Annotated in this window: 17 protein-coding genes, 1 tRNA gene and 1 pseudogene; 10 read left to right on the top strand and 9 right to left on the bottom strand. The window is 71.2% G+C overall.

Annotated features, from left to right (window positions below):
• Positions 1 to 108: 108 nt before the first annotated feature.
• On the bottom strand, positions 109 to 2,838 hold the full coding sequence (gene polA / locus AB0G74_RS25170) for a DNA polymerase I (protein WP_361150251.1): 2,730 nt from the start codon (positions 2,836 to 2,838) through the stop codon (positions 109 to 111).
• A 288-nt stretch (positions 2,839 to 3,126) separates the two neighbouring features.
• Between polA and AB0G74_RS25175 the strand changes: the two genes are divergently transcribed.
• The 7 genes from AB0G74_RS25175 to AB0G74_RS25205 all read left to right on the top strand — a co-directional run bounded on the left by AB0G74_RS25175 (position 3,127) and on the right by AB0G74_RS25205 (position 12,856).
• Positions 3,127 to 5,415 (top strand): FdhF/YdeP family oxidoreductase, encoded by a 2,289-nt coding sequence (locus tag AB0G74_RS25175; protein ID WP_361150253.1) that lies wholly within the window; start codon positions 3,127 to 3,129, stop codon positions 5,413 to 5,415.
• 205 nt (positions 5,416 to 5,620) lie between these two features.
• Positions 5,621 to 6,079 (top strand): hotdog fold thioesterase, encoded by a 459-nt coding sequence (locus AB0G74_RS25180; protein WP_361150256.1) that lies wholly within the window; start codon positions 5,621 to 5,623, stop codon positions 6,077 to 6,079.
• Between the two features lie 1,105 nt (positions 6,080 to 7,184).
• Positions 7,185 to 8,423: a branched-chain amino acid ABC transporter substrate-binding protein gene (locus AB0G74_RS25185; protein ID WP_361150259.1), complete on the top strand. Its 1,239-nt coding sequence runs from the start codon at positions 7,185 to 7,187 to the stop codon at positions 8,421 to 8,423.
• Between the two features lie 101 nt (positions 8,424 to 8,524).
• Entirely contained in the window at positions 8,525 to 9,457 is a 933-nt protein-coding gene (locus tag AB0G74_RS25190; protein ID WP_358823704.1) for a branched-chain amino acid ABC transporter permease, read from the top strand.
• Between the two features lie 5 nt (positions 9,458 to 9,462).
• The gene (locus tag AB0G74_RS25195) at positions 9,463 to 11,199 is read left to right on the top strand and encodes a branched-chain amino acid ABC transporter permease (RefSeq protein ID WP_361150262.1); all 1,737 of its coding nucleotides are present in this window, start codon (positions 9,463 to 9,465) and stop codon (positions 11,197 to 11,199) included.
• A 5-nt stretch (positions 11,200 to 11,204) separates the two neighbouring features.
• Complete coding sequence (locus AB0G74_RS25200) at positions 11,205 to 12,143, top strand: ABC transporter ATP-binding protein (protein ID WP_361150265.1); 939 nt, start codon at positions 11,205 to 11,207, stop codon at positions 12,141 to 12,143.
• Positions 12,140 to 12,856 carry an ABC transporter ATP-binding protein gene (locus AB0G74_RS25205; protein ID WP_361150268.1) on the top strand — a complete coding sequence of 239 codons (717 nt, stop codon included), beginning with the start codon at positions 12,140 to 12,142 and terminating at the stop codon, positions 12,854 to 12,856. Before AB0G74_RS25200 ends, AB0G74_RS25205 begins: the two co-directional genes overlap by 4 nt.
• Positions 12,857 to 12,938: 82 nt before the next feature.
• Here the strand turns inward: AB0G74_RS25205 and AB0G74_RS25210 are convergent, their stop codons facing one another.
• Entirely contained in the window at positions 12,939 to 13,595 is a 657-nt protein-coding gene (locus AB0G74_RS25210; RefSeq protein WP_361150270.1) for a response regulator, read from the bottom strand.
• Between the two features lie 99 nt (positions 13,596 to 13,694).
• On the opposite strand from AB0G74_RS25210, the gene AB0G74_RS25215 reads away from it, so the two are divergent.
• Positions 13,695 to 13,767, top strand: a tRNA-Leu gene (locus AB0G74_RS25215).
• Positions 13,768 to 13,912: 145 nt separating this feature from the next.
• On the opposite strand, the gene pyk is transcribed toward AB0G74_RS25215, so the two are convergent.
• The 4 genes from pyk to pepN form a co-directional block, all read right to left on the bottom strand.
• Positions 13,913 to 15,346 carry a pyruvate kinase gene (gene pyk, locus AB0G74_RS25220; RefSeq protein ID WP_361150273.1) on the bottom strand — a complete coding sequence of 478 codons (1,434 nt, stop codon included), beginning with the start codon at positions 15,344 to 15,346 and terminating at the stop codon, positions 13,913 to 13,915.
• A gap of 144 nt (positions 15,347 to 15,490) precedes the next feature.
• A complete protein-coding gene (locus AB0G74_RS25225) occupies positions 15,491 to 16,195 on the bottom strand; it encodes an SIMPL domain-containing protein (RefSeq protein ID WP_361150276.1) in 705 nt (234 codons plus the stop codon).
• A gap of 111 nt (positions 16,196 to 16,306) precedes the next feature.
• Positions 16,307 to 17,758, bottom strand: a complete 1,452-nt coding sequence (locus AB0G74_RS25230; RefSeq protein WP_361150278.1) for a SidA/IucD/PvdA family monooxygenase — start codon at positions 17,756 to 17,758, stop codon at positions 16,307 to 16,309.
• Positions 17,759 to 18,240: 482 nt separating this feature from the next.
• Positions 18,241 to 20,799: an aminopeptidase N gene (gene pepN, locus AB0G74_RS25235; RefSeq protein ID WP_361150280.1), complete on the bottom strand. Its 2,559-nt coding sequence runs from the start codon at positions 20,797 to 20,799 to the stop codon at positions 18,241 to 18,243.
• A 576-nt stretch (positions 20,800 to 21,375) separates the two neighbouring features.
• Here pepN and AB0G74_RS25240 point away from each other — a divergent pair.
• Positions 21,376 to 21,669, top strand: a complete 294-nt coding sequence (locus tag AB0G74_RS25240) for a hypothetical protein (protein ID WP_361150283.1) — start codon at positions 21,376 to 21,378, stop codon at positions 21,667 to 21,669.
• A 210-nt stretch (positions 21,670 to 21,879) separates the two neighbouring features.
• Here the strand turns inward: AB0G74_RS25240 and AB0G74_RS25245 are convergent, their stop codons facing one another.
• Entirely contained in the window at positions 21,880 to 22,215 is a 336-nt protein-coding gene (locus AB0G74_RS25245; RefSeq protein WP_361150286.1) for a chorismate mutase, read from the bottom strand.
• 296 nt (positions 22,216 to 22,511) lie between these two features.
• On the bottom strand, positions 22,512 to 23,279 hold the full coding sequence (locus AB0G74_RS25250) for a serine protease (RefSeq protein ID WP_361150288.1): 768 nt from the start codon (positions 23,277 to 23,279) through the stop codon (positions 22,512 to 22,514).
• A 355-nt stretch (positions 23,280 to 23,634) separates the two neighbouring features.
• Here AB0G74_RS25250 and AB0G74_RS25255 point away from each other — a divergent pair, with 355 nt between their 5' ends.
• Positions 23,635 to 24,570, top strand: coding sequence for a hypothetical protein (locus AB0G74_RS25255; protein ID WP_361150291.1), 936 nt, complete (start codon positions 23,635 to 23,637; stop codon positions 24,568 to 24,570).
• 10 nt (positions 24,571 to 24,580) lie between these two features.
• Here the strand turns inward: AB0G74_RS25255 and AB0G74_RS25260 are convergent.
• Positions 24,581 to 24,680 (bottom strand): annotated as a pseudogene (locus AB0G74_RS25260) (IS481 family transposase); the annotation flags it as partial.

Below are 24,680 nucleotides of genomic sequence, written 5' to 3' on the forward strand. Positions count from 1 at the left end.
CGGACCGGAGCGGCGCCGGGCGGCGGCACGATATCGCCGCCCGCCCGGGGGCCCGGGCGCCCCCGGCGTACCGCCGCGTAAGGCGGTACGCCGGGGGACACGGCCGGGTCAGTGCGCGGCGGACTCCCAGTCGGTGCCGACACCGACCGATACGTCCAGCGGGGCGCTCAGTTCGGCGGCGCCGGACATCTCCCGGCGGACCAGGGCCTCCACATCGGCCCGCTCGCCGGGCGAGATCTCCAGCACGATTTCGTCGTGGACCTGGAGCAGCAGCCGGGAGCCGAGCCCGGCGTCCCGCAGGGCGTCGTCCACCCGCAGCATGGCGATCTTGACGATATCCGCGGCGGTGCCCTGGATCGGGGCGTTGAGCGCCATCCGCTCGGCGGCCTCGCGGCGCTGCCGGTTGTCGCTGGTGAGGTCGGGCAGATAGCGGCGGCGGCCGAACATGGTGGCGGTGTAGCCCGTGGCCCGGGCCTCCTCGACCACGTGGTGGAGATAGTCCCGGACGCCGCCGAACCGCTCGAAGTAGGTGTCCATCAGGGCCCGGGCCTCGCCCGCCTCGATGTTCAGTTGCTGGGAGAGGCCGAAGGCGGAGAGGCCGTACGCCAGTCCGTACGACATGGCCTTGATCTTGCGGCGCATCTCGGCGTCGACGGCGGAGGTCTCGACGCCGAAGACCTGGGAGGCCACCGTGTTGTGCAGATCCTCGCCCGAGGTGAACGCCCTGATGAGGCCCTCGTCCTGGGAGAGATGGGCCATCACCCGCAGTTCGATCTGGCTGTAGTCGGCGGTCATCAGGGACTCGAAGCCCTCGCCGACGACGAAGCCGCGGCGGATGGCCCGGCCCTCGTCGGTGCGCACCGGCACGTTCTGCAGATTGGGGTCGGTGGAGGAGAGCCGTCCGGTGGCCGCGACGGTCTGGCTGAAGGTGGTGTGGATCCGGCCGTCGGTGGCGATGGTCTTGATCAGGCCCTCGACGGTGGAGCGCAGCCTGGCCTGCTCCCGGTGCCGGAGCATGATCACCGGGAGTTCGTGGTCGGTCTGTCCGGCGAGCCAGGCCAGGGCGTCCGCGTCGGTGGTGTACCCCGTCTTGGTCTTCTTGGTCTTGGGGAGGTTCAGCTCCCCGAAGAAGACCTCCTGGAGCTGCTTGGGCGAACCCAGGTTGAACTCGTGCCCGACGGCGGCGTGGGCCTCCTTGACCGCCTGCTGGACGGCTCCGGCGAAGAGCTGCTCCATGGCCTCGAGATGGGCCCGGTCGGCGGCGATGCCATGGCGTTCCATCCGGGCCAGCAGCAGTGACGTCGGCAGCTCCATGTCGTGGAGCAGGTCGGTGGCGCCGACCTCCGTGAGCCGGGTGGCGAGGGCGTCCCCGAGGTCGAGGACGGCCCGGGCCTGCGCCATCAGGGCATCGGCCTCGGCGTGCTCGTCGGCGCCGAAGGCGAGCTGGCCGTCGGCGGCGGGCGGGGCCAGCTCACGGCCCAGGTACTCGACGGCGAGGGCGTCCAGGGCGAAGGACCGGCGGCCGGGCTTGACCAGATAGGCGGCGAGGGCGGTGTCCGTGGCGATGCCGTCGAGCCGCCAGCCCCGCTCGGGGAAGACCCGCAGGGCTTCCTTGGCGCCGTGCAGCACCTTGGGGCGGGCCGGGTCGGCGGCCCAGTCGGCGAAGGCCCGCTCGTCGGCCTCGTCGAGCCGGGCGGGGTCGAACCAGGCGGCCTTGCCGTCGGCGGCGGCGAGCGCGATCTCGCTGATCTCACCGGCACCGAGCTTCCATACGGTGACGGCGGCCATCCCCAGCGGCTGATCGCCGTGGGCGGCGAGCCAGGGCGCGACCTCGCCCGCGCCGAGGACGGCGCCGTCCAGCTCGACACCGGCCGCGGGGGCCGGGGCGGCCTCCTCGGCCGCTCCGGGGTCGACGGCCAGCAGACGATCCCGCAGGCTGGGATTACGGATCTCCAGAACTTCCAGGAAGCCCTGGAGGGCCGCCCGGTCGTACGGCGCGCGCTCCAGCTCGGCGACGGTGCGCTCCAGCTCGACGTCCCGGACCAGCTCGGTCAGATGGCGGTTGAGCTTGACGGCGTCGAGATGGTCCCGGAGGGACTGGCCGACCTTGCCCTTGACTTCGTCGGCGCGCTCCACCAGCTCGGCGAAGGAACCGAACTGGTTGATCCACTTGGTCGCGGTCTTCTCGCCGACGCCGGGGATGCCGGGAAGATTGTCGGACGGGTCGCCGCGCAGGGCCGCGAAGTCCGGATACTGCCCGGGGGTCAGTCCGTACTTCTCCTGGACCTTCTCGGGGGTGAAACGGGTCAGCTCGGAGACGCCCTTGGTCGGGTACAACACCGTGGTGTGCTCGGACACGAGCTGGAAGGAGTCCCGGTCGCCGGTGACGATGAGGACCTCGAAACCGGCCTCCTCGGCGCGGGTCGCGAGGGTGGCGATGATGTCGTCGGCCTCGAAGCCGTCGACGGCGAAGCGGACCGCGTTCATCGTGTCCAGCAGCTCGCCGATCAGCTCCACCTGCCCCTTGAACTCGTCGGGGGTGGCGGAGCGGTTGGCCTTGTACTCCGGATAGTCGTTCGACCGCCAGGTCTTGCGGGACACGTCGAACGCCACCGCGAAGTGCGTGGGCGCCTCGTCACGCAGGGTGTTCGCCAGCATCGACGCGAAGCCGTAGATGGCATTGGTCGTCTGGCCGCTCGCGGTGGTGAAGTTCTCCGCGGGCAGCGCGAAGAACGCCCGGTACGCCAGGGAGTGCCCGTCCATGAGGAGCAGACGCGGTCGCTCCGCACGGCCGCCGCGGGTGTCGTCAGAGGTCTTCTTCGATGCTGTCTCAGCCACGGGACGATCCTGCCACGCCCCACTGACAATGACGTCCACGACGGGTTCGCTCGTACGGGGGGCGGTGCCGCGGGCCCGTACCCGGCGGGCCTCGTACGGGCCCGCTTACGGACCGCCGTCACGTTCCGCGACCGGCCACGGCCGGGCGGGTCACAGCCGGGCGGGGCCGGTGACCCGGGGGTTGTCGGTGGGGCGTGACAGGATGGTCCGTGTCAGCCCGCCGCGCGCGGCCGACCCGGCGCGGACCCGGCCGTCCGAGGCCGCCCGGTCCGGCGAAAGGGGAGCACGATGGCCACGAAACCGCCCGTGGGCGACCCGGTGCAGGACGCCCCCGAGATCGGCCCGCCCGGGCACTCGGCCGCGGGACTCCCCGGGGTCGCGCACACCCTGAGGACCGCGCGGGAGCAGATGGGCGTGGCCCGTTCGGTCCGGACGCTGCTCAAGGTCAACCAGAAGGACGGCTTCGACTGTCCGGGGTGCGCCTGGCCCGAGGACGCCGAGAAGCGGCATCTCGCGGAGTTCTGCGAGAACGGGGCGAAGGCGGTCGCCGAGGAGGCGACGCTGCGCCGGGTCACCCCGGAGTTCTTCGCCGGGCATCCGGTGTCGGAGCTGGCGGAGCGCAGCGGTTACTGGCTGGGGCAGCAGGGCCGGATCACCGAGCCGGTCTATCTGCCGGAGGGCGGCGACCGGTACGAGCCGGTGAGCTGGGAGCGGGCGTTCTCGATCGTCGCCGAGGAGCTGCGGGCCCTCGAATCGCCCGACGAGGCGGTGTTCTACACCTCGGGGCGGACCAGTAACGAGGCCGCGTTCCTCTTCCAGCTGTTCGTCCGGGAGTTCGGCACGAACAATCTGCCCGACTGCTCCAACATGTGCCACGAGTCGTCGGGCTCCGCGCTGACCGAGACCCTCGGCGTCGGCAAGGGCAGTGTGTCCCTGGAGGATCTGCACCGGGCCGATCTGATCGTGGTCGCCGGGCAGAACCCCGGGACCAACCACCCCCGGATGCTGAGCGCGCTGGAGAAGGCCAAGAAGGCCGGGGCGCGGATCATCTCCGTCAACCCGCTGCCGGAGGCCGGTCTCGAACGGTTCAGGAATCCGCAGACGGCACGCGGTCTGCTGCGCGGCACCGAGCTGGCGGATCTCTTCCTGCGGATCCGGATCGGCGGCGACCAGGCGCTGTTCCGGATGTGGAACCGGCTGGTCCTCGAAGCCGACGGCGGGGTCGACGAGGAGTTCGTCCGTACGCACACCCACGGGTTCGAGGAGTTCGCGGCGGCGGCCCGGGCCGCCGACTGGGCGGAGACCCTCACGGCGACCGGCCTGGAGCGGGCCGACATCGAACGCGCCGCGGCGATGCTGCTGGCGTCGGAGCGGACCGTGGTGTGCTGGGCGATGGGCCTCACCCAGCACAAGCACGCCGTGGCCACCATCCGCGAAGTGGTCAATCTGCTGCTGCTGCGCGGGGCCGTGGGCCGCCCGGGGGCCGGGGTCTGCCCCGTCCGGGGCCACTCCAATGTGCAGGGCGACCGGACCATGGGGATCTTCGAGCGGCCCGCGCCCGCGTTCCTGGACGCCCTGGAGAAGGAGTTCGGCTTCACGCCGCCGCGCGAACACGGCTATGACGTGGTCCGGTCGATCCGGGCCCTGCGCGACGGCGACGCGAAGGTCTTCTTCGCGATGGGCGGCAATTTCGTGGCCGCCTCGCCGGACACCGCGGTGACCGAGGACGCCGTGCGCCGGGCCCGGCTGACGGTCCACGTCTCCACCAAACTCAACCGCTCCCACACGGTGACCGGGCGGCGGGCCCTGATCCTGCCGACCCTCGGGCGTACGGACCGCGACGTCCAGGCGGGCGGACGGCAGTTCGTGACCGTCGAGGACTCGATGGGGATGGTGCACGCGTCGCGCGGCAATCTGCCGCCCGCGAGCCCCGTACTGCTCTCCGAACCGGCGATCGTGGCCCGGCTGGCCCGAGCCGTCCTCGGCCCCGGGTCGCGTACGCCGTGGGAGGAGTTCGAACGGGACTACGGGGCGATCCGCGACCGGATCGCCCGTGTGGTCCCCGGCTTCGAGGACTTCAACGCGAAGGCGGCCCGCCCGGGCGGCTTCACCCTGCCGCACGCGCCCAGGGACGAACGGCGGTTCCCCACCGCGACGGGCCGGGCGAACTTCACGGCGGCGCCGGTGGAGTACCCCCGGGTGCCGCCGGGGCGGCTGCTGTTGCAGACCCTGCGGTCCCACGACCAGTACAACACCACGATCTACGGCCTCGACGACCGTTACCGGGGAGTACGGGGCGGGCGCCGCGTCGTACTGGTGCACCCGGCGGACGCCGGGGAACTGGGACTGCCCGACGGGTCGTACGCGGATCTGGTCGGCGAGTGGAAGGACGGTGTGGAGCGGCGGGCGCCCGGGTTCCGGGTCGTGCACTATCCGACCGCGCGGGGGTGCGCCGCCGCGTACTACCCGGAGACCAATGTGCTGGTGCCGCTGGACTCCACGGCGGACACCAGCAACACCCCCGCGAGCAAATCGGTGGTGATCCGGCTGGAGCGGTGCGGCCCGGAGCGCGACTGAGGCGGTACGGCCGGGCGGAGCGCGCAGCAGGGCGCGTACCGGGTGCGCGGCAGACGTGTGCGGGCGGGGGTCTACGGGGCCGGGGTGATCGCGGGTGTGCGCAACGGCACCCACCGGCGACCTAAGCACGCGCTCAGCCATCTGATATGACGGTGCAGCAAGCACGCAACGACGCACCGGAACGACCGAGATCGGAGCCGCGCCCATGGGCGAGCAGCACACCGTGAAGTTCCCGCAGGACATCGTCGACGAGTACGCGGCACTGGGGGTCGACCTGCCCGCGCTCTTCTCCGCCGGAAACCTGGGCGACCGAATGGGCGTACGCATCCTGGAGGCGTCCGCCGAGCGAGTCGTCGGCACCATGCCCGTCGAGGGCAACACCCAGCCGTACGGGCTGCTGCACGGCGGGGCGTCCGCGGTCCTGGCCGAGACCCTGGGGTCGGTGGGCGCCATGCTGCACGGGCGCAGCGCCAAGATGGCGGTGGGCGTGGACCTCAACTGCACCCATCACCGGGGCGCACGGTCCGGACTGGTGACGGGGGTCGCGACGCCGGTGCACCTGGGGCGGTCCACGGCGACGTACGAGATCGTGATCACGGACGAGCGGGAGAAGCGGGTCTGCTCGGCGCGGCTCACCTGTCTGCTGCGGGACATCGAGGGGTGACCCGGGGGCGCCCCGTCTGCTCCGGCGCTCCGGGGCGCCGCCCCATCGCCCGGGGGCCTGATGTTGTCGGCGGCCTGCGGGCCGCATGTGGCTTGTCGCGCCGTTCCTCCCCCTATGCCTTCGGCGATGGGGACCCCCAGCGCCTTGGCCCTCCGGGTGAGGCCCACAACCCGGGTCTCGCCCGGCGACCTGATGTTGTCGGCGGCCTGCGGACCGCCCGTGGCTGGTCGCGCAGTTCCCCGCGCCCCTAAAAGCTCCCCGCCTCTGGGAAGGGGGCGACCTCCGGGCGGGGTAGTGCCTCCTTTGGTTCGCCGGGGGCTGCGCTCTGTGAGCGGGGGCGATGGCGGTGGTGGGGTACGCACTCTGTGTGATCTTCGCGGGGTGAGGGCGGAGGGGCGGTTTCGGTGGGCGCAATAGAGGCGTCATGTGCAGGTCACCGGGGATCTTCCGGGGCGGGCAACCCGGCAGAGGTGTAAGGGCGTTCGAAGCGCCCCCTCGCGGCCCGCGGGCGGGGCGGCCGGTTTCGGTGGCGTGGACACCTCACCAGTCGTGATGCGTCTACGCGGATCAATCCGCCGCCGCCCGGGCGGCATTCATCTCTCGCACCCGGCTCCGGGACGAACACCCGTCACCCGCCCGCGCGTTCCGGGAATCATGTGACGCAGAGATGAATGCATATGCCATATAAGATATCGCGCCCCGGTGCGGAAATTACTCTCCGTAATGATGAACAGGGTGCGGAAGCAGTCCCTCCGCCCCGTTTTCCCGTACTCGACGGTCGGCAGCACCCCAAGATCGTGATAGGGGGTCCGACAGGAGCAAGATCCCCTCAAGGGCCTGAGCGGAACAGGGCGTTCTCACCATGTGAGCAGCCGGAAGTCGGAGAAGGACGCCCCGAAGTGCCCTCATTCGGGTGTACCGATATGCGACCTCGATAACAAGAGCGTCACATCCTGACTTCCCTAGTGCCCTGTCCAACCACCTCCGCTTAGAGTCACCGCCAGTCACCGCGCCGCCGGGCGCATATCAGCACCGCGCATTCCGGAACGGCCCGGCGACGAACGGCACCTCTAGGGGGAGGGCCGTGCCAGGGAAAGGACTTATCGTGCGAAACCGTTCCTTGCTCATACTTACCGCCGTGGTCACCACGGGAGCGCTTACCCTCACCGCCTGCGGATCGCGCGACGACGACAAGAAGAACGACGACAAGGGCAGCAGCGCCAAGACCACCGTGGTCATCGGCATCGACGCGCCGCTGACCGGCTCGCTCTCCGCGCTCGGCCAGGGCATCAAGAACTCGGTGGACCTCGCGGCCAAGACCGCGAACAAGGAGAACACCGTTCCCGGCATCGAGTTCAAGGTCGAGGCGTACGACGACCAGGCGCTGCCGGGCCCGGGCCAGCAGAACGCCATCAAGCTGGTCGCCAACAAGGACGTCCTGGGCGTCGTCGGCCCGCTGAACTCGGGCGTCGCCCAGTCGATGCAGGGCGACTTCGGCAAGGCGAAGCTGACGCAGGTCTCGCCGGCCAACACCAACCCGGCGCTCTCCCAGGGCGACAAGTGGGGCTCGGGCGAGAAGAAGCGGCCCTTCGACACGTACTTCCGTACCGCCACCACGGATGTGATCCAGGGCAAGTTCGCGGCGCAGTACCTCTTCAACGAGGCCAAGAAGAAGAAAGTCTTCGTCGTCGACGACAAGCAGACCTACGGCGCCGGTCTGGCGGCCATCTTCGCGGACGAGTTCAAGAAGCTCGGCGGCACCGTGGTCGACACCGACAAGGTCACCGTCAAGGAGACCGACTTCTCCCCCACCGCCGACAAGATCAAGGCGTCCGGCGCCGACTCGGTCTTCTTCGGCGGCCAGTACCCGGAGGGCGGTCTGCTCTCCGACCAGATCAAGAAGGCCGGCGCCAATATCCCCACCATGGGTGGCGACGCGCTCTACGACCCCGCCTTCATCAAGGCGTCCGGGCAGTCCAACGACGGTGACCTGGCCACGTCCGTCGGCTACCCGATCGAGATGCTGCCGACCGCCAAGAAGTTCATCGAGAACTACAAGGCGGGCGGCTACAAGGACCCGTACGCGGCGTACGGCGGCTACTCCTACGACGCCGCCTGGGCCATCATCCAGGCCGTGAAGGCGGTCGTCGACGCGAACGGCGGCAAGGTCCCGAGCGACGCCCGGGCCAAGGTCACCGAGGCCATGGCCAAGGTGTCCTTCGACGGTGTGACCGGCAAGGTCTCCTTCGACGAGTTCGGCGACACCACGAACAAGCAGCTCACGGTCTACACCGTCGAGAAGGGCGCGTGGAAGTCCATCAAGAACGCCACCTTCGAGGACTGAGCCGGACCGCCAGGCCCCGCAGCATCTGATCCCAGCCGCGCGAGGGTGCCACAGCACCCTCGCGCGGAGTCATATCCGACACGCTCATCGGAGGCTCTGCGGTGAACGAACTGCCGCAACAGCTGGCGAACGGCCTTGCCCTCGGTGCCCTCTACGGCCTCATCGCCATCGGGTACACCATGGTTTACGGCATCGTCCAGCTCATCAACTTCGCCCACGGCGAGATCTTCATGATCGGGGGCTTCGGCGCCCTCACCACCTACTTGATCCTCCCCGACGGGAGCTCGCTGATCCTGGCGATACCCCTCATGATCATAGGTGGAGCCCTCACGGCGGTCGCCGTCGCGACCGCGGCGGAGCGATTCGCCTACCGGCCCCTCCGAGGTGCCCCCAGGCTGGCCCCGCTGATCACCGCGATCGGCCTCTCCATCGCCCTCCAGCAGATCGTCTGGGCCTGGTACCCGGACGCCAAGAAGGCCCGGAGCTTCCCCGAGTTCTCCGGCAAGTCCTTCGAGATCTTCGGCAATCTCCATCTCCAGCGGGCGGACGCCTTCGTGCTGATCCTGGCCCCGCTCTGCATGCTCGCACTGGGCCTCTTCGTCTCCAAGAGCCGTAGCGGACGGGCCATGCAGGCCACCGCGCAGGACCCGGACACGGCCAAGCTGATGGGCATCAACACCGACCGCATCATCGTGATGGCCTTCGCCATCGGCGCCGCCTTCGCGGCGATCGCGGCGGTCGCCTACGGCCTCGACAAGGGCCAGATCCAGTTCGAGATGGGCTTCATCCTCGGTCTGAAAGCCTTCACCGCGGCCGTCCTCGGCGGTATCGGCAATATCTACGGCGCCATGGTCGGCGGAGTCGTCCTCGGTGTGGCCGAGGCGATGTCGATCGCGTACGTCGCCGAGATCCCCGGCATGCAGCAGCTCGGCGGCGGCGCCTGGGCCAATGTCTGGGCCTTCGTCCTTCTCATCCTTGTGCTCCTCGTCCGGCCCCAGGGCCTGCTCGGCGAGCGCGTCGCGGATCGGGCGTGAGAGCGATGACCACGGAAACCACTCCCACCACCGGCTCCGCAACGCCCGTGGACACCGAATCCCGGACCCGGCTGCTCCGGGTGGTGACGGCCGCGGGTGGTCTCGCCACCGTCGTCAGCACCTTCCTGGCCTGGACCTACACCGACGAGTTCCCCGGTGATCTCACGGTCTACGGCTACCCCGGCGGTCTCCAGGTGCTCAGCCTGGTCGCCGGCCTGCTGGTGGTGCTGTTCGCCCTCGCGTCCCTCGGCGTCAAGGGGCTCGGCTGGCTGGTGCCCGCGGGCTCCACGAAGGCCCTGCGGATGCTCGCCCTCGGCGCGTTCGGCGTCACCGGCTACACCGTCGTCGCGATCGCCTCGAAGCTCGGAGGGCTGATCCATCTGGAGCCCGGCGGCTTCGTGGCGCTGGTCGCCGCCGCCGTACCGCTGGCGGCCTTCGCGCTCCCCGACGACACCCGCCAGGCGCCGCGCCCGAAGCAGCTGCCGTCCTGGGCGGAGATCCTGATCATCGTCGCCGTCTTCGGCTTCGGTCTGTACGTGATCACGTACGGCATCGACACCGAGTACGCGGAGCTGTTCGTCGGCTACCTCGCCGTCGTCGGCTTCGGCGCGGCGGCGCTGGGCAAGTCCGGGCTGACCGCCCGCCTCTCGGCCCTGACCTCCCGCTACCGGCAGATCACCGTACTCTCGGCGTTCGCCGCGGCGGCGGCGTTCCCCTTCACCCAGAACGCCGACACCTACACCCTGATCGCGGTCAACATCCTGATCTTCGCGACGGTGGCGCTGGGTCTGAACATCGTCGTCGGTCTGGCCGGTCTGCTCGACCTCGGATATGTCGCCTTCCTCGGCGTCGGCGCCTACACCGCGGCCCTGGTGTCCGGTTCCACGGCCTCCGCCTTCGACATCCACTTCCCGTTCTGGGCCGCCGTCATCACCGGTGGTGTGGTCTCACTGATCTTCGGCGTGATCATCGGCGCCCCGACCCTGCGGCTGCGCGGCGACTACCTCGCCATCGTGACCCTGGGCTTCGGCGAGATCTTCCGGATCGCGATGCTCAATCTCGACGGCGACTCCGGCCCGGACATCACCAACGGCCCCAACGGCATCCCGAACATCCCGGATCTGGAGTTCTTCGGATTCAACTTCGGCGAGCCGCATACGGTCCTCGGTTTCGAACTGGGCAGCTACGCCAACTACTACCTGCTGATGCTGCTGGTCACCGCGATCGTGGTGATCGTCTTCAAGCGGTCCGAGGACTCCCGGATCGGCCGGGCCTGGGTCGCCATCCGCGAGGACGAGACCGCCGCGACGGCGATGGGCATCAACGGCTTCCGGGTGAAGCTGATCGCCTTCGCCCTCGGGGCCTTCCTCGCCGGACTCGCCGGTACGGTCCAGGCCCACGTACAGCACACCGTGGTCCCGGAGATGTACCAGTTCGCCGGTCCCGTACCGCCGAACTCGGCGTTCCTGCTGGCGGCGGTCATCCTCGGCGGCATGGGCACGGTCAGCGGACCGCTGCTGGGCGCCGCCCTGCTGTACATGATCCCGGCCAAGCTCGACTTCCTCGCCGACTACCAGCTCCTCGGCTTCGGTATCGCGCTGATCCTGCTGATGCGGTTCCGTCCGGAGGGCCTGATCGCCAACCGGCGGGCCCAGCTCGAGTACCACGAGGGCGATGACTCCGACCCGTCCGACAAGGGCCTCAACGGTCCCGGGGTCGGCCTCACCAAGGCGGGGGCGTGACCGGCATGACCAGCACCACAACCACCGAGGCGACGACCGTCCTGGACGCCAGCGGGGTCACCATGCGGTTCGGCGGTCTGACCGCCGTCCGCTCGGTCGACCTCACGGTCCGGTCCGGTGAGATCGTCGGTCTGATCGGCCCCAACGGCGCCGGGAAGACCACCTTCTTCAACTGTCTGACCGGGCTCTACGTGCCCACGGAGGGCCGGGTCAGCTACAAGGGCACCGTACTGCCGCCCAAACCGCATCTGGTGACCCAGGCCGGAGTGGCCCGGACGTTCCAGAACATCCGGCTCTTCTCCAATATGACGGTCCTGGAGAACGTCCTGGTCGGACGGCACACCCGGACCAAGGAGGGGCTGTGGTCGGCGCTGCTGCGCGGCCCCGGCTTCAAGAAGGCGGAGGCCGAGTCGCGCGAACGGGCCATGGAGCTCCTCGCGTTCACCGGTCTGGCCGCCAAGGCGGACCATCTGGCCCGCAACCTCCCCTACGGCGAGCAGCGGAAGCTGGAGATCGCCCGCGCGCTGGCCAGCGACCCGGGGCTGCTGCTGCTCGACGAGCCGACGGCCGGGATGAACCCGCAGGAGACCCGGGCGGCCGAGGATCTGATCTTCGCCATCCGGGACCAGGGCATCGCGGTCCTCGTGATCGAGCACGACATGCGGTTCATCTTCAACCTCTGCGACCGGGTGGCCTGTCTGGTCCAGGGCGAGAAGCTCGTGGAGGGGTCGCCGGAGACCGTCCAGGGCGACGAGCGGGTGGTCGCCGCGTATCTGGGGACACCGTTCGAGGGCGCGCCGGGTGCCGAGGAGGTGGCCGAGGTCGAAGCCGCCGAAGAGGCGGCGGAGGCGGAAGCGGCGGCGACCGCCGCCGACGACACCCCGGCGAAGCCCGCCGCCCGGGGCGGCACCAGCACCGAGGACCCGGAAGGGGGCACCCCGTGACCGCATTGCTCGAGGTCGAGGACCTCCGGGTCGCCTACGGCAAGATCGAGGCGGTGAAGGGCATCTCCTTCAGCGTCGAGGCCGGTCAGGTCGTCACCCTCATCGGAACCAACGGCGCGGGCAAGACGACGACCCTGCGCACCCTGTCCGGGCTGCTGAAGCCGGCCGGGGGGCGGATCGTCTTCGACGGCAAACCGCTCGACGGCATCCCGGCGCACAAGATCGTGGCGCTGGGCCTGGCCCACTCCCCCGAGGGCCGGCACATCTTCCCGCGGCTGTCGATCGCCGAGAACCTCCAACTCGGAGCGTTCCTCCGGTCGGACAAGGCGGGGATCGCCCAGGACATCGAGAAGGCGTACGACCTCTTCCCGATCCTGCGGGAGCGGAGCAAGCAGGCCGCGGGCACGCTCTCCGGCGGTGAGCAGCAGATGCTGGCGATGGGGCGGGCGCTGATGTCCCGGCCGAAGCTGCTGATGCTGGACGAGCCGTCGATGGGCCTGTCGCCGATCATGATGCAGAAGATCATGTCGACCATTGCCGAGCTGCGGTCGCAGGGCACCACGATCCTGCTGGTCGAGCAGAACGCCCAGGCGGCGCTCTCGCTGGCCGACCGCGGCCATGTGATGGAGGTCGGCAAGGTGGTGCTGTCGGGCTCGGGCGAGGAGCTGCTGCACGACGAGTCCGTCCGCAAGGCGTATCTGGGCGAGGACTGAACCGCCGTCGTACGTGCCGGGGGCCCGCCTTCCTCGTGGAAGGCGGGCCCCCGGGCGTTCGGCCGTACGGGCGGGCGCCGGGCTACTGGCCGCCCTTGGCCGCCTTCTTCTCCTCGGAGTCCTGGATGACGGCCTCGGCGACCTGCTGCATGGAGAGCCTGCGGTCCATCGAGGTCTTCTGGATCCAGCGGAAGGCGGCGGGCTCGTTGAGGCCGTACTCGGTCTGGAGCACGCTCTTGGCGCGATCGACGAGCTTACGGGTCTCCAGCCGCTGGGAGAGGTCGGCGACCTCCTTCTCCAGCGCCTTCAGCTCGGCGAACCGGGAGACCGCCATCTCGATGGCGGGTACCACGTCGCTCTTGCTGAACGGCTTGACGAGATAGGCCATCGCCCCGGCGTCCCTGGCACGTTCGACCAGATCGCGCTGGGAGAAGGCGGTCAGCATCAGTACGGGCGCGATGGACTCCCCGGCGATCTTCTCGGCGGCGGAGATCCCGTCGAGTACGGGCATCTTCACATCGAGGATGACGAGGTCCGGGCGGTGTTCCCGGGCGAGTTCGACGGCCTTCTGGCCGTCCCCGGCCTCACCGACGACCGTATAACCCTCCTCCTGCAGCATCTCCTTGAGGTCGAGCCGGATGAGGGCCTCGTCCTCCGCGATCACCACTCGGGTCGTCTGCGGGGGGACGTGCGAGGTGTCGTCGTCGGGGACGGGTGTCGGCTGGTCGGGGGCGGTCACGGGACTCCTCAATCCAAGGCAGGGTGCTCCCCATGAGACTACCCAGCTCCTGTATGGTTGGGGCACGAAGGGTGGCGCTCGCCCTTTGTTTCCAAGGAAGCCCCGGTAGCCCAGCGGTAGAGGCAGTGGTCTCAAACACCATCCAGCGTGGGTTCGAATCCCACCCGGGGTACTTTACCTTCCATTCCAAGGTCACGACCCGAGGCCCCTCTCCGGAGGGGCCTCGGCGCGTCGCACCCGGCGATCGGACCAGGTGGCCGCCGTGATCCCGGCCGATCGGCCGGGATCACACCACGATCACCCGGCGATCACGGCGATCACTCCGGACTTACGGCCTCACCGATGTGATGCACCCGGACCAGATTGGTCGAACCGGACACCCCGGGCGGGGAGCCCGCCGTGATCACCACGGTGTCCCCGGGCCGGCAGCGGCCGATCCTCAGCAACTCCTCGTCCACCTGGGCCACCATGGCATCGGTGGACTCGACCCGGGGGCCGAGGAATGTCTCCACCCCCCAGGTGAGGGTGAGCTGCGAGCGGGTCGCCGGATCGGGCGTGAAGGCCAGCAGCGGGATCGGGGAGCGGTAGCGGGAGAGCCGCCGGACCGTGTCCCCGGACTGGGTGAAGGCGACCAGGAACCCGGCCCCCAGGAAGTCGCCCATCTCGGCCGCCGCGCGGGCCACGGCGCCGCCCTGGGTACGGGGCTTGTTCCGCTCGGTCAGCGGCGGCAGCCCCTGGGCCAGGACGTCCTCCTCGGCCGCGGCGACGATCCGGCTCATCGTCCGGACCGTCTCCACCGGGTACTTGCCCACACTGGTCTCGCCCGAGAGCATCACCGCGTCGGTGCCGTCGATCACGGCATTGGCCACATCGGACGCCTCGGCGCGGGTGGGCCGGGAGTTGTCGATCATCGAGTCCAGCATCTGGGTGGCGACGATGACCGGCTTGGCGTTCCGTTTCGCCAGTTTCACGGCCCGCTTCTGGACGATCGGCACCTGCTCCAGCGGCATCTCGACGCCCAGATCGCCGCGGGCCACCATGATTCCGTCGAAGGCGGCGACGATCTCCTCGATGTTCTCGACCGCCTGCGGCTTCTCGATCTTGGCGATCACCGGCAGCCGGCGGCCCTCCTCGTCCATGATCCGGTGGACGTCCTCGATGTCCCGGCCGCTCCGGACGAAGGAGAGGGCGATCACATCGGCCCCGGTGCGCAGCGCCCAGCGCAGATCCTCGACGTCCTTCACGGAGAGCGCCGGGACGGAGACCGCGACCCCGGGGAGGTTCAGCCCCTTGTTGTCGGAGACCATGCCGCCCTCGACCACGGTGGTACGCACCCGGGGGCCGTCGACGGAGACGACCTCCAGGGCCACCTTGCCGTCGTCCACCAGGATGCGCTCACCCGGGGTGACATCGGCGGCGAGCCCGCCGTAGGTGGTACCGCAGAGCCTGCGGTCGCCCTCGGCCTCCTCGACCGTGATGGTGAACTCGTCGCCGCGTTCGAGCAGTACGGGCCCCTCCCGGAACCGGCCGAGCCGGATCTTCGGTCCCTGGAGGTCGACGAGGATTCCGACGCTGCGCCCGGTCTCGTCGGACGCCTTGCGGACGCGGTGGTAACGCTCCTCGTGCTCGGCGTAGGAGCCGTGGCTGAGGTTGAGCCGGGCCACATCCATTCCGGCCTCGACCAGGGCCTTGATCTGGTCGTAGGAGTCGGTGGCTGGGCCCAGGGTACAAACGATCTTCGCTCGGCGCATGGGGCGAGCCTATGCCGTACCGATCGGTAGCACCGGACGTCCGGATGACTCCTCAACAATGTTTGCGTGAAAGGCTGTTGACAACTCACGAAGTGTGCGGACGGCTGCTCCGATGAGCGGCCGGACGGTGCTCGCGGGCCCCGGTCACAGCTCCGGCGGGGTGATCACGAAGCGGGCGTTGACCTCGGCCCGGACGGTCTGGCGGCGGGGTTCGAGGTCCAGTTCGGGGGCGGCCTCGGCCGACCCGTACGCCCCGCCCGCCCGGGACCCGGCCATGAGCGGCGCCCCGTACGTCTGGACCCCCTCCGCCCCGATGTCGGAGAGCTCCACCAGGGCGACCGGCCGGGCCCCCAGCGCGTCCGCGTACTCCCGGGCCCGCTTCACCGCCTCCCGCACCGCCCGGCGGCGGGCCTCGCCGTGGGCGGGCGAGCCGGGTCGCAGCGCCCACCACGGGCCGCTGACGGAGGTGAGTTCCAGATCCGCGAGCCGGGTGGTCAGCTCGCCGAGGGCGGTGAAGTCGCTGAACTCGGCCTCCAGATGGACCTGTCCGTGGTACGCGCGGACCTGCTCGCCCCGGCCGCGGCGGGTCAGCTCGGGGCTGATCGAGAAGAGCCCGGTCTCCAGCTTCTCCACCGCGTCCCCGTAGGACTTGATCAGTTCGACGGCGGTGGTGTTGCGCCGGGTCAGATCCTCCAGGGCGGCCCGCCGGTCGGTGCCCCGGGCCCGGACCGCGACCGTGATCCGGGCGATCTCCGGATCGACCTCCAGCAGGGCCTCGCCGCGGACGGCGATCCGGGGCGCGTCGGGGGTGCCGTGCGGCGGGAACGAAGCGGGCGGTACGGCGTTCATGACCTCGGACTCCTTCGGTGCGGTGCGCGGGGCGGCGTAGGCCAACTCTCGCATCCCCTGCGGTCGGCCGCCCAGTGCCCGGCCCGGGCGTACGGCCCCGGCTCCGGGCGGTCAGTTCCGGGCGAGGGGGGTCAGCGGGCGGCCGGGGCCCGGGACGGCGGGCGCGGGCGCCGCCAGACCGAAGGTGGTGAACGCGGTACGGCGCGGCAGCGGATACACCTCCCGGCCGGTGACCGCGTTGAGTACCGTCGCGGCGCGCCAGGCGGTGAGCCAGGGGCCGGGGGCGCCGGTGCCGTGCGTACGGGTGTCGCCGCCGTACACGTAGACCGCGCCGGTGACCGACGGGTCGAGCGCCAGCCGGAACGACTCGTCGGTACGGGGCCGTTCCCCGGCGTCCCGGCGCAGATACGGGTCCAGCCCGGCGAGCACCCGGCCGACGGGCCGCTCGCGGTAGCCGGTGGCGAGGACGACGGCGTCCGTGGTGAGCCGGGAGCGGGTGCCCTGGCGGAGGTGCTCCAGATGCAGTTCGACCCGGGTGGTGGCGACCCGGCCCGCCGTACGGACCCGGACGCCGGGCACGAGTACGGCGTCGGCACCGGTGTCGGCACGGGTTTCGGCGCCGGGGCCGGGGTCGCGCAGGGCGCGGCGGTACAGCTCGCCGTGGATCGCGTCGGCGGTGACCGGGTCGATGCCGTGGTGCAGCCGCCGCTGATGGGGTGCCAGCGCTTCCCGGGCCTCCGGCGGGAGGGCGTGGAGATAGCGGGCGTGGTCCGGGCCGAGGTGTTCCAGCCCCAGTCGCGCGGGCTCGGCGGAGGTGAAGGAGTCGGTCCGGCCGATCCAGTGCAGCCGTCCGCGCCCGGCGGGCCTGGCCCGCAGCAGGTCCAGGACGACCTCGGCACCGGACTGGCCGGAACCGACGACGGTCACATGTTCGGCGGCCAGTACGGAATCGCGGTGGCGGAGATAGTCGGCGGAGTGGACGACGGGGACCGACGGCGCGTCGGCGAGCGGGCGCAGCGGCTCGGGGACGTACGGCTCGGCACCGGTACCGACGACCACGGCCCGGGTGTGGGCCCGGCCCAGGGCGGCGGCCTCGCCGTCGGCGTCCAGCTGGGTGAAGTCCACCTCGAAGAGGGCCCGTTCCGGGTTCCAGCGGACCGAGTCGACCTGGTGGCCGAAGCGCAGCCCCGGCAGGCTCCCGGCCACCCAGCGGCAGTACGCGTGGTACTCGGCGCGCTGAATGTGAAAGCTCCCCGCGGCACAGAACGGGAACAGGCGGTCCCGGGCCCGGAGATAGCGCAGAAAGCTCCACGGGCTGCCCGGGTCGGCGAGGCTGACCAGATCGGCGAGGAAGGGCACCCGGCGGGTGGCGCCGTCCGTCAGCGGGGTGGTGGTGTCGTCGCCCCAGGCGTGGCGCTGCTCGTAGAAGGCGGTCCGCGGCCCGCCGGACATGCCGTCGGCGAGCGCCGCGAGGGCGAGGTTGGCGGCGCCGATACCGATTCCGACCAGGTCGAGGGGCGGGCGGTGGTCGTGGTCGGCGGACGGTACCGGCGTACCGGTCATGGTGCTGCCCTTCCCCGAGTGCGGTGCGGGCGCCCTCGGGGCCGCCCGTCCTGTTCCAACGAGCGGCCGCCCCCGTGGTTGCCCCCGGGGCCCGGCCACCCGGAGCACCGGGAGCGCGATGCCCCCTCCGGGGCGGTCGGCGGGAGGCTTTCGGGGGCGCGGGGAACCGCGCGAACGGCCCGCTGCGGTCCGCGGACGGGATCCGCCGTACGGGAGCCGTACGCTTCCGGCACCGCGGGCGCGAGCCGGGGGTGCCACCGGAGCGGGTACCCGGACCGCGGCCCGGCCGTGGTCGAGCGCGCGGTTCCCCGCGCCCCTGGATGCCTTCATCCGGCCCGCTCCGCAGAGGGGCGCCCCTCGATGCCCCGGCTGACCGGACCCCCGGGGGTGCCGCGCCCCTGAGGACTCCGGCCGGCCGGTCTCGCCGGGGCGCGGCCCTGGGTGACTTCGGTCCGCCGGTCTCGCCGGGGCGCGGACCCTGGTTACTCGGTCGCCGCGCGCGGCGGGAGGGCGCGGCGGAGGTCGTCGAGCTGGTCCCGGAGGGCCCGCTCGAAGGCCGGCGTCAGGGCCGGGTCGGCGAGGGCCCGTTCGCCGAGGGCGAGGGTCTCCTCGCGGACCGCGTACGCCGGGAACGCGTGACGTCCCACGACCGCCGCGATCGCGGGCCCCCGGCGGGCCGCGAGGGCGACCGCTTCGGTGAAGTAGCGCGGCACGTAATCCCGTACCAGCTCGTCCTGTTCCGGGTGCCAGAACCCCTGGGCGACGGCCGTCAGCAGATAGTTGGAGAGGGCGTCGGAGCCGAAGAGCAGCTCCCACGCGGCGGCCTTGGCCTCCGGCGTGGGAAGGGCCGCCCGGCAGCGGGCGGCGCCCTCCCGGCCGCTGGTGCTGGGGTCGGCGAGCAGTTCGGCGGCGATCGCGTCCTCGCCGGCCGCGCCGAGGACGGCGAGCCGGTGCAGGATCCGCCACCGCAGCTCGGGGTCGAGTTCGGGGCCGCCGGTGACGGAGCCGTCGGCCAGCCATTCCTGGATGGTCTCGGGCTGGGAGGTGGCGTCGATGATCTGGCGGACCGCGATCAGCCGGAGTCCGCTGTCGCTGCCGTCCTCGGTGCGGCGGAGGATGTCGCGGCAGACGGCCCGGACGGTGCCGAGCGCGGCGGGCCGCTCCCCGGCCGGGAGCAGCCGGTCGGCGATCTGGACGCGGCAGAAGGTGAGGACGCTCTGGACGACCGCGAGGTCGGTCTCGCGCGGCAGATGGGTGCGCGCGGTCTCCAGGTAGTCGGCGGGGGCGAGTTCGCCGTCGCGGACCATGTCGCGGGCGGCGTTCCAGACGACGGCGCGGGTGAGGGGTTCGGGCAGACGGGACAGGGCGCCGCGGACGGTCTCCCAGGACGCCCGGTCGAAGCGGATCTTCGCGTAGGTGGTGTCGTTCTCGTTGAGGACGACGAGTGCGGGGCGGCGGCCGGGCCGGGGTTCGGCGGGGCTGTCCGCGGCGGGTACGTCGAGGTCGAAGCGGGCCCGGGGGACGAGCCTGGTGGCGTCGACGGGGTCGGTGTCGTAGGCGGCGACGGCGATCCGGTGGGGCCGGCCGCCGTCGCGGTCGACGGTGAGGGTCCAGTTGCCGCCCTCGTCGGTGACGGTGGGCCGCAGGGTGTCGACGCCGCTGGTGCCGAGCCAGGCCGCGGCCCAGGCGTGGACGTCGCGGTCGGTGGCGCGGGCGAGGGAGTCGATGAAGTCGGCGAGGGTGGCGTTGCCGAACTTGTGGCGGGAGAAGTGGATGTTGATCCCGGCGAGGAAGTCCTTCTCGCCCAGCCAGGCCACGAGCTGGCGGAGGGCGGAGGCCCCCTTGGCGTAGGAGATACCGTCGAAGTTGAGCAGCGCGGACGCGGTGTCGGGTACGGCGCCGGGCGCGGGGGCGACGGGGTGGGTGGTGGGCCTCTCGTCGGCCTCGTACCCCCAGCGCTTGCGGTTGGCCGCGAAGTCGGTCCAGGTGTCGGTGAACCGGGTGGCCTCGGTGAGGGTCTGGTAGCCCATGTACTCGGCGAACGACTCGTTCAGCCAGATGTCGTCCCACCAGGCGAGGGTGACCAGGTCGCCGAACCACATATGGGCCATCTCGTGGGCGACGACCATGGCCCGGGTCTGCCGCTCGGTGTCGGTGACGGCGGAGCGGTAGACGAACTCGTCGCGGAAGGTGACCAGGCCGGGGTTCTCCATGGCGCCCGCGTTGAACTCGGGGACGAACGCCTGGTCGTAGGAGTCGAAGGGGTACGGCTCCTCGAACTTCTCGTGGTAGCGGTCGAAGCACTGGCGGGTGATCTCGAACAGCTCGTCGGCGTCGTCGTCGAGGTGTGCGGCGAGGGAGCGGCGGCAGTGCAGCCCGAACGGGAGGCCCGCGTGCTCGGTGCGGACGGAGTGCCAGGGTCCGGCGGCGACGGCGACGAGATAGGTGGCGAGCGGCGGGGTGGGCGCGCAGCTCCAGACGCCGTCGCCGTTGTGGGTGGCGATGCCGTTGCCGAGGACGGTCCAGCGCTCCGGGGCGGTGACCTCGACCTCGAAGACGGCCTTGAGGTCGGGCTGGTCGAAGGCGGCGTAGACGCGCTGGACGTCGTCGAGGAAGAGCTGGGTGTAGACGTAGGTCTCGCCGTCGCTGGGGTCGGTGAAGCGGTGCATGCCCTCACCGGTGCGCGAGTAGCGCATCGCGGCCTCGACGACCAGTTCGTGCTCCCCGGCGGTGAGTCCGGTCAGCGGATAGCGGTTGTCGTCGAGGGCGGCCGGGTCGAGGGGTGTCCCGTCGAGGGTGATCGAGCGCAGAACGGCGGGCTTCAGCTCGACGAAGGTGTCCCCGTCGGCCCGGGCGGTGAACCGTATGACGGTCCGCGATCCGAAGATCTCGTCCTCCGGCGTGCCGCCACCGCCCGTGCCCAGCTCCTGTCCCGTGCCGGGTGCGGCGGCACGGGCGGTCAGGTCGAGACCGATCGTGTAGCGGTGGACGTCGAGGAGCCGGGCTCGGTTCTGTGCTTCGTCACGCGTCAGTACGGGCATAGGGGCCATGCTGCCTGATGGGGGCCGGTTCGCACACGGGGTGGGGGTTGCGCTCTGAGCGCACGGGGCCCGCGGCGCGGCCGGGGGTGCGCCCGGCCGTGCGGCTCCGTGCGACCGGGGGCGGTACGGGGCGCGGGGTGCGCCGGGCCGTGCGACCGGCCGTGCGACGGGCGAACGGCGGGCCGTGTGGCGGGCGAACGGCGGGATTCCGGCCGGTGGTGCCGGATTCGGCCGAGGCGGCCGGGGATCCGGCCGTGGCGTTCGGCCGAAAACCGCCGGAGGCGGGGTCAAACATATCCCCCGGGCTATCCCGTGGTAATGACGGGACCTTCAGTATTCCCCGGCCGAGGTGAACGGATTTCCGCCGGAGCGGGCGTCTTCGACCGCGCCCGGATTCCATTCCGAACCCGGGGATAGGTCTGGTCGCCGGATACGGCGGGTAGGTCTCGGCCGGTCGCACGGAGCATCGGAATTCCGGCGCTCCCCCGCCGGGAAAACGACTGCTGTCGTTTCAGAGCGTTCAGCGCGTTCAAAGTGTCCGGAACTCACGGATTATCGGGAGAAGGAGATATCGCCATGATGGTTCGCAGGCTGATCGCGGGCGCCGGGGTCGGTGCCGTACTGGCGTTCGGTGTCCTGGCCTCCCCGGCCCAGGCCGCGCCCGCGCCGACGGCGGCACCGAATGTGGGAGCGCTCTCCTGTCCGGGCGGCGAGCCGCCCGCCGCACCCGGCTACCGCTGTCTGTCGCCGTACTCGACGCTCTCCCAGTGCGAGGCGGGCGTCGCGCGGAATATCGCGGTCACCCCGGCGACGAGCGGCTACTGCCAGAGCTACGGCGGCCGGTGGTGGGGCTTCGTCAACATCTACTGAGCCGTCCGCGGCCACTGAGCCCGCCGGGGCGCCCTGACCGTATCGCCGCGGAGCCTCTTCCCCCGTGTTCCGCGCCGCTACCGCGAGCGGCGCGCCCGGTGGCGTAAGACGGCCGGAGACACCAGGGGCCCCGGACCTTCCGGTCCGGGGCCCTTCGGCCGTTTCGGCCGGGAATCGCCCGGGTCGGCCGGCGGCGTTTCCGGCAGCGTTTCAGGCGCCCCCGGGAGTGTCGCCGGTCTGCTCGTCGTCCGCGATCTGCTCATGGTGGCGAATGACCTCGGCGATAATGAAATTGAGCAGCTTCTCGGCGAATCCGGGGTCCAGTTTCGCGGACTCCGCGAGCTGGCGGAGGCGTTCGATCTGGCGGGATTCACGCGCCGGGTCGGCCGGCGGCAGGTGATGGCGGGCCTTGAGCCGGCCGACCTGTTGGGTGCATTTGAAACGCTCGGCGAGCATATGGACCACGGCCGCGTCGATGTTGTCGATGCTCCCCCGCAGGCGGTCCAGTTCGGCGCGCACGTTCTCGTCGATATCGCTGGTGGTCATGGTGGTCGAGTTTACGCGGGCCGGAAGGCGGTGCCCCCGGCTGTTCACGGTATGGACCGCGGCGGGCGCGGGGCCCTTCCGGGCGGGCGACCCCGGAGGGACGGCGGGTGAGCGGGACGGGCGGGCGGACCGGTCGCCGGTTCCGGAGGCGGGGGCGTACGGAGGCGGGGCGTACGGGTCCGGAGGCGTACGGAAGCGGGGCGTACGGAGGAGCGGCGTACGGAGGCGGGCGGCGCCCCCGGTGGGGACCGCCGCCCGCTCGTCGTCCGTACCGCCGGTACGGGTGGTGCCGGTGGCTACAGGGTGGCCGCCGCCGACTTGATCTGGGCCGCGAAGTGGGAGACCTCGGCGTAGACACCCGGGTAGTTCGGCCGGGCGCAGCCGTAGCCCCAGCTCACGATGCCGACCTGGACCCACTCGTTGGCGTTGTCCCGGCGGAACATGGGACCGCCGGAGTCGCCCTGGCAGGTGTCGACGCCGCCCTGGGGCAGCCCGGCGCACAGTTCCTCGGAGTCGACCAGCTCGGGGTAGGCCGACCGGCACGAGGCGTCGGAGACGAACGGCACCTGCGCCTTCAGCAGATAGCGCTGCTGCGCGCCGCCCTCGCGGTTGGCGCCCCAGCCCGCTATCTGGAAGTTGCCGTTGTTGTACGCGGACGTCTCGGCGAGCTTCAGGGTCGGCAGATTGATCGGCCGCTCCAGCTTGACCAGGGCCCAGTCCTTGCCCGTGCCGTTGTAGCCGGGGGCCCGGTAGATCTTGGTGGAGCGGACCTTGACCGCACTGGCGCTCTGCAGGTCCACGACCCCGGCGGTGGCGGTGATGCTGGTGTTGTTGCCGGTCGGGCCGACGCAGTGGGCCGCGGTCAGCACGATCTGCTGGGTGATCAGGGAGCCGCCGCAGCCCATCGAGAGCCGGACCATGAAGGGGAACTCGCCCTGGGCGGCCCGGGTGCCGCCGACGACCGGCGGGGGCGCGGCGAAGGCGGAGGACGGCGTGAGGCTGAGCGCGGCGAGGGCGACCGCGGTGGCCGCGACACATCTCTTGAGCGTACGCAGGAGCTTCAAGGGGCTGCCTTTCGTGGGGGGGTTGTGCCTCGGCGCCCGGCCGGGACCGGCGACAGACCCAGAAACCTGTCATGGGCCCGACAAGACGTGATCGAATTATGAGCAGCCCCCGCGAACGGCCACAAGGAGCGGTTTTCGGCCAGGGTGACCATCGGTCAGCGGTCGACCGACCCCGGATATCGGCCGGATACCGCTGGACCGGTGATCGGACGGCGGGCTCGGGACGGCCCGCGCGGGCCCGCGCGACGGCGGAGTGGCCGAACCTCGACGGGCGCGCGGCCCGTGCCGGGCGCCGGGGGCGTACCGCGCCGTACAGTGGAACGCGGGCCAGAACGTCGTACAGGGGGTACGGAACGTGGTGGCGAGGGACGGCGGGGTCAGGCCCGGTGACACCGGCCGGGGCGCCGGGCCGGTCGTTCACGGCTTTCCCCATCTGGAGACGGTCCGGGCCGCGCTCACGGCGCTGCACCGCAGACTCTCCCCCGAGGCGCTGGCCGCCTACGCCCCGAGCGTGCTCCCCGTCGACGTGGCCTTCCCCGATGCCGACGACCTCCATCTGGGGGCGCAGCGGGTGGCCCGTGCCCTGGTCCGCCATCTGCGGCTGCCGGACGCCCGGATGATCGTCGGCTTCCGGGCGATGGAGTACGCGGCCAGTGTCGAACTGACGGCCGGTCCGGAGTACTTCATCGAGCTGAACGACCGGTTCCGCACCCATCGCCGGGATATCGGCGCGGCCCTGGCGCACGAGGTGACGCATGTCCTGCTGCACCGGCTCGGCCTGGCGTTCCCCGACACCGGTGACAACGAGATCCTGACCGACACCGTGACCACGTATCTGGGTGCGGGCTGGCTGCTGCTGGACGCGTTCCGGGAGGACCGGGTGTCGCGGCAGAAGCTGGGCTATCTCACCCCGGAGGAGTTCGGCTACGTCCTCGCCAAACGGTCGCTGGTCTTCGACGAGGACCCCTCGCCGTGGTTCACCTCGCCCCAGGCGTACACGGCGTACACCCGTGGCCGGGCCCGGGCGCTGCGGGACGCCCGGCAGCCGCCGCTGTCCTCGGCGGGCTGGACGGGACGGCAGCGGTACGCCAGGGACCGGCGGTACGCCCGGGGCCGGGCGGGCGCGAGCACCGGCGCGCCGGACGGCTACCTCTTCGAACCCGGCCCCGACGGCGGACTGCGGGTCTCCTTCCCCTGCCCGACCTGTCATCAGCGGATCCGGGTCCCGGTCCGCGGCCGGGTCAGGGCCCGCTGCGGACTCTGCCGGACGATTCTCGAATGCGATACCTGACCGCCCGCCCCTAGGTGTATTGACCCGCAGGGTTGTTAACGCGGCTGATGGGTGGGTGTCCGTCGAGTGCGGTGTGGCTGCGGTGGTGGTTGTAGGTGTGGAGGAAGTCT

This window comes from Streptomyces sp. NPDC020875 (genome assembly GCF_040641415.1).
Classification (GTDB): domain Bacteria; phylum Actinomycetota; class Actinomycetes; order Streptomycetales; family Streptomycetaceae; genus Streptomyces.

What these genes read in the sequence shown, in the direction of transcription:
- AB0G74_RS25175 (WP_361150253.1), top strand. Translation starts at nt 3,127, where the DNA reads ATGGCCACGAAACCGCCCGTGGGCGACCCGGTGCAGGACGCCCCCGAG.
- AB0G74_RS25180 (WP_361150256.1), top strand. Translation starts at nt 5,621, where the DNA reads ATGGGCGAGCAGCACACCGTGAAGTTCCCGCAGGACATCGTCGACGAG.
- AB0G74_RS25195 (WP_361150262.1), top strand. Translation starts at nt 9,463, where the DNA reads ATGACCACGGAAACCACTCCCACCACCGGCTCCGCAACGCCCGTGGAC.
- AB0G74_RS25200 (WP_361150265.1), top strand. Translation starts at nt 11,205, where the DNA reads ATGACCAGCACCACAACCACCGAGGCGACGACCGTCCTGGACGCCAGC.
- pyk (WP_361150273.1), bottom strand. Translation starts at nt 15,346, where the DNA reads ATGCGCCGAGCGAAGATCGTTTGTACCCTGGGCCCAGCCACCGACTCC.
- AB0G74_RS25225 (WP_361150276.1), bottom strand. Translation starts at nt 16,195, where the DNA reads ATGAACGCCGTACCGCCCGCTTCGTTCCCGCCGCACGGCACCCCCGAC.
- AB0G74_RS25230 (WP_361150278.1), bottom strand. Translation starts at nt 17,758, where the DNA reads ATGACCGGTACGCCGGTACCGTCCGCCGACCACGACCACCGCCCGCCC.
- pepN (WP_361150280.1), bottom strand. Translation starts at nt 20,799, where the DNA reads ATGCCCGTACTGACGCGTGACGAAGCACAGAACCGAGCCCGGCTCCTC.
- AB0G74_RS25240 (WP_361150283.1), top strand. Translation starts at nt 21,376, where the DNA reads ATGATGGTTCGCAGGCTGATCGCGGGCGCCGGGGTCGGTGCCGTACTG.
- AB0G74_RS25245 (WP_361150286.1), bottom strand. Translation starts at nt 22,215, where the DNA reads ATGACCACCAGCGATATCGACGAGAACGTGCGCGCCGAACTGGACCGC.